Origin of the sequence: Neptunomonas sp., assembly GCF_041601355.1 — a bacterium.
Lineage (GTDB): Bacteria > Pseudomonadota > Gammaproteobacteria > Pseudomonadales > Balneatricaceae > Neptunomonas.
Genome location: NZ_JBFIIH010000204.1, coordinates 1 through 4,489 on the forward strand (window position 1 = coordinate 1; position 4,489 = coordinate 4,489).

The 4,489-nt window shown below is 46.7% G+C and carries 2 protein-coding genes and 1 pseudogene; 1 reads left to right on the forward strand and 2 read right to left on the reverse strand.

The window, feature by feature from the left end:
* Together ABY436_RS19120 and ABY436_RS19125 are read right to left on the reverse strand one after the other, a co-directional pair.
* Positions 1-515 (reverse strand): annotated as a pseudogene (locus ABY436_RS19120) (NrdJb); the annotation flags it as partial.
* A 12-nt stretch (positions 516-527) separates the two neighbouring features.
* Positions 528-2,705 carry an adenosylcobalamin-dependent ribonucleoside-diphosphate reductase gene (locus ABY436_RS19125; RefSeq protein WP_372740520.1) on the reverse strand — a complete coding sequence of 726 codons (2,178 nt, stop codon included), beginning with the start codon at positions 2,703-2,705 and terminating at the stop codon, positions 528-530.
* A gap of 251 nt (positions 2,706-2,956) precedes the next feature.
* Between ABY436_RS19125 and ABY436_RS19130 the strand changes: the two genes are divergently transcribed.
* Positions 2,957-4,489 (forward strand): ATP-binding protein (locus ABY436_RS19130; protein ID WP_372740521.1); only part of this gene is annotated, 1,533 nt, incomplete at its 3' end.

Sequence of the window (4,489 nt, forward strand, 5' to 3'; positions counted from 1 at the left end):
GAAGGCATAAACTTACCGCCTTTTTTAAAGTAGCCGCCTTTAGGATCAAACACGGCTTTTAGCTCTTCCACCATAAAGGTGACATCGCCGCCTTTACGAAATACGGCAGAGATAACGCGGGTGAGTGCGACGACCCACATGAAGTGATCCATGTTTTTAGAGTTAATAAATATCTCATAGGGGTGGCGTTGTTCATGCTCTGTATCCTGATTCAGGACAATGTCGTTGATGGTGATATACAGCGCATGCTCAGACATCGGTGTTTTTATTTTATAAGTTGAGCCCATAAGAAAGTCCGGACGACTCAGGTTTTCGTGGACGGTTTCCAGGCTGAGTTCGCCTTTCTGCTCTGGCTTCTGTTCTGGCTTCTGTTCGGGCTGTTGCGGCTCGGCTACGGCCGCGTCAGCCGCTAACGCTGCCGTTTCTTCTGCTGCTTTTTCTTGTGTAGTGATCACTTTGTAACTGATGATAGCTTGATCAATACGGACTATTTTCTTCTGTGCTGTTGATGACATGCGGGTCTCTCCTTAAAATTTTCCGTAGTAACCTTCTTTAAGCGCATCGAACAGATTAGCCGCAGTGTGGCACTCGCCATCGTACTCAACCTCTTCACTGCCTTTCAGCTCAACCACACTGCCATCGGTCAACGTAAACTGATAGAGGGTGTTTTCAAGATCCTGCTCTTTTACCAGCACCCCCTGAAAGGCCTCTGGATTGAAACGAAAAGTGGTGCAACCTTTTAACCCCTGCTCATAGGCATATTGATAAATATCCTTGAACTCATCATAGGGGTAGTCAGTAGGCACATTGGCCGTTTTCGAGATGGAGGAATCGATCCATTTTTGTGCCGCCGCTTGTATGTCAACATGCTGTTTTGGGTGGATGTCGTCCGCACAAATAAAGTAATCCGGCAACTGTTGGGCAGGCACATCGCTATAGGGCATCGCTTCTGCATTAATAAGGTGACGATAAGCCAGCAGCTCATACGAAAACACATCGACCTTTTCTTTGGATTTCTTACCCTGGCGAATAATATTGCGGGAGTAATGATGTGCAAAACTGGGTTCGATCCCATTGCTGGCATTGTTACCTATCGATAACGCAATGGTACCTGTTGGCGCGATCGAGCTATGGTGAGTAAAACGGCAGCCGTGCTCAGCTAGCTGCTTGACCAGCTCTGGTTCACTTTTAGCGATCTGTTGCATGTAGCGACTGTAACGTGCATGCAGCACTTTGCCCGCGACTGAGTCCCCGGCTTTGTAACCATCATCAAGCATCTCGGGGCGTTTACGTAGCATCTCACCCGTCACCGTAAATTGCTCATTCATAATCGGCGCCGCGCCTTTTTCTTTGGCCAATTCAAGCCCCGCACGCCAGCCGGTAATGGCTAATGCTTTTGTGACTTGTTCTGTGAAAATGACGGATGCAGCATCGCCGTATTTCATTTTAAGCATGGTGATGGTGGAACCCAACCCCAAATATCCCATACCGTGACGGCGTTTATGATTGATCTCGTGGCGCTGCTCTTCTAACGGCAATCCGTTGATCTCAACAACGTTATCCAACATGCGGGTAAAGATGGTCACGGTTGTTTTAAAGCGATCCCAATCAAAACGAGCATGTTGAGTAAAAGGATCTAGGACAAACTTAGTAAGGTTGATCGAGCCGAGCAAACAGCTACCGTAAGGGGGTAACGGTTGCTCACCACAAGGATTCGTCGCACGGATATTTTCACAAAACCAGTTGTTGTTCTGTTCGTTTACCTTATCAATCAGGATAAAACCCGGTTCGGCAAAATCATAGGTGGAACTCATAATAGCGTTCCATAGATGGGTTGCTTTCACTGTTTTACTGATTTTGCAGGCAACCAGTCCTTCGTCATTAGTGATATAGCCCTGTTGTATCGGCCATTCTCGCCAGAGTACCTGACTGGCGTCGTTCAGATTTATCACATCGCGTTGTTGTTCTTTCTCTGTCAGAGGAAATGCCAGCGGCCACTCCTTATTGTTTGTTACCGCATGCATAAACTGATCGGTAATCAGCAATGAAAGGTTGAACTGTCGCAGCCGGGCATCTTCTCGCTTTGCTTTGATAAATTCGAGCACATCAGGATGCCCCACATCAAAAGTCGCCATCTGTGCGCCGCGTCTGCCACCGGCTGAGGATACCGTAAAACACATGCGATCAAAGATATCCATAAAGGATAACGGCCCTGAAGTGTAGGCGCCGGCACCTGAGACAAATGCGTTTTTAGGTCGCAGGGTAGAAAATTCATAACCGATCCCACAGCCTGCTTTTAAGGTGAGCCCTGCTTCGTGGTTCTTGCCAAGGATATCATCCATGGAATCATAGATAGTGCCTGACACTGTGCAGTTAATGGTTGAAGTAGCGGGCTTGTGTTGTTGGGCCCCCGCATTAGAGATGACACGCCCGGCAGGAACGGCCCCTTGACGTAACGCCCATATGAATTGCTTATACCAGTATGCCTGGCTTTTCTCATCAGCCTCGACTGCCGCCAGCGCTTTAGCGACACGCATGAAGGAGTCATCAATTGAATTATCCAGTGCCTCGCCTTGCTTAGACTTTAAGCGGTATTTACTATCCCATATATCAAGAGACGTATCTTGCAGAATAATCTCTGCTGCCGCTTTTTCTGTAACCTGTTCGGTATCGGGTTCTGTAATTTTCTCTAACGTGGCGACCATAGGTTGTTCCTCAGATATATAACAGACATATTCAAATAACTATATATTGAGATTATTATCATATCAAACACTACATGTAGTGTTTGATATGTATCAAGAAGTAAAAAATTAATCATCTTTTGCGTTGTACTTCTGCTCTTCAAAAAACCGCTGGCAACCTTACGAGAGAGCAAAAAGGTTAATCAAGAGGGTTTCGTCTTGCCCCTGTAGGGTTATGATAAGCAGTTAATGGCTCTGAAAGACTTATTACTATGCAATTGCTGCAACGCTTCCGTCAGCTTCGCTACCAGAAACCACTCGGCATACGCTTACTGGCAGCGATTTTGTTATACAGCTCTGCCATCACGTTGATCGCTACCGGCACACAATTATGGCTTGATTATCGCTACGAATTATCGGCGATTGATGAGCGCTTGCTGCAGATAGAATCCAGCTCCCTGAACAGCCTGGCAAACAGTTTGTGGGAGATCAGCCCGGCACAGATTCAGGTACAGCTTGATGGCTTGTTACAGTTGCCCGATGTACGTTATCTGGAGATTACGTCACCCTTTAATGATTTTTATGTTGCCGGCAATAAACCAACGACAGACTCTATCGAGCGTCATTATCCGTTAGAGCATTATGACGCAGGCAGAGGCTCCATCCCTGTAGGCCAGCTTACCTTGATTCTTAGTCTTGATGAGGTGTATAGCAGGTTAGGTGATAAAGTGCTGGTGATCTTAGCCTCACAAGGCATAAAGACATTTTTAGTCTCCATTTTTATACTCACTCTATTCCATAGACTTATCACTCAACACCTGGGGAGCATGGCCACTTATGCCCGTCGCCTCAAGCTTGATCATCTGGATACGCCGCTGACATTGAAGCGTAATGCCAAACATAAGGATGATGAGCTCAGCCAGGTAGTTGACGCGATGAACAATATGCGGCGTTCGATGCTGCATGATATGAGTAAACGCGAAGACGCCGAGCGCTCATTAGCTAAGCTGAATACCGAACTGGAACAACGTGTTATTGATCGCACCAAAGAGCTGAAAGAGCGTAACCAGGAGTTACACGAGACATTAGCCACATTACGATCAACACAACAACAACTGGTCGAGTCGGAAAAAATGGCGGCTTTGGGTGGATTAGTCGCAGGCGTTGCCCATGAAATAAATACGCCTATCGGCATTGGCTTTACCGCCGCCTCTTACCTCGCCGATCAGGCCAACTTATATCAGCAACATAACCCTGACGATCCATTAGCGAATACCGCCGTTGAGAGCAGCCAATTGATCTGCCAGAATCTTGAGCGCGCCGCTCAACTGATTAATGCATTTAAGCGAGTGTCTGTCGACCAATCGAGTGAACAGTGTCGCCGATTTGACCTGATTCAATATCTCGATGAGGTGCTTTTATCACTCAAGCCACGCCTCAAACAATGTAAACCCGAGATCGTTATTCATGCCCCCAGTCACTTTATTATTGATAGCTATCCGGGTTGTTATTATCAGATATTTACCAATATGATTCTTAACTCATTAATTCATGGGTTTGAAGATCGTCCCGGTGGCGTTATTACGATTGATGTTAAGCCGCACACAGATCGTCTGATTATCGATTATCGTGATAACGGCGTGGGGATCCCTGATGACTGGCTGCGTAAGGTGTTTGAGCCCTTTATGACGACAAAACGTAACGAAGGCTGTAGTGGTTTAGGCATGCATATCGCCTTTAATCTGGTAAGCCAGTTACTGCAGGGCCATATTTACTGTTTAGCCAATGCCGAAGGCGCACACTTC

Coding starts and splice junctions, on each gene's coding strand:
- ABY436_RS19125 (WP_372740520.1), bottom strand. CDS start 2,705: ATGGTCGCCACGTTAGAGAAAATTACAGAACCCGATACCGAACAGGTT.